The following is a 420-nucleotide window of genomic DNA, read 5'->3' as shown; positions in this document are numbered from 1 at the left end:
TCCGCCTCCGCAACTCGGGGATTGCGCTGGTGGAACACATACCCAGCTCACCCGACGAGCTCCGCGCGCTCGGTGCAGACCCAGCCGACGCCACCGAACTCGCAGACCTACACCAGGTGTACTTCGGCCCCACCCGCTACACCGGCAAGCAAAAGAAAGCACGTGCAGCCGCCCTTGCCCAACGCCACAGCTTGGGCACCCTCACACTGATTGAAACCTATGTTTCAAAAGTAAAGAAGACCTTGGATGCGTGGAACCTCCGAGCAAAACTTGCCGCCACACCCGCACACCGCATCCCCACCGTTGCTACCGCACGGCTTAAAGAACTCAAGCGTAAAAGAACCGCCAAACCAGGTGTGCGCATCACCTACCGAGAGCAAGGCCCTAATGAGGTTACCCTCGTTTAGTGGACACCCTATT

Annotated in this window: 1 pseudogene; it reads left to right on the top strand. The window is 58.6% G+C overall.

What is annotated here, in order from left to right:
• Positions 1 to 401, top strand: a pseudogene (locus HMPREF2526_RS03450) (HNH endonuclease); the annotation flags it as partial.
• Positions 402 to 420 lie beyond the last annotated feature (19 nt).

Source organism: Corynebacterium sp. HMSC070E08 (genome assembly GCF_001808895.1).
Classification (GTDB): domain Bacteria; phylum Actinomycetota; class Actinomycetes; order Mycobacteriales; family Mycobacteriaceae; genus Corynebacterium; species Corynebacterium hiratae.
This window is presented reverse-complemented; position numbering and strand designations above follow the sequence as displayed.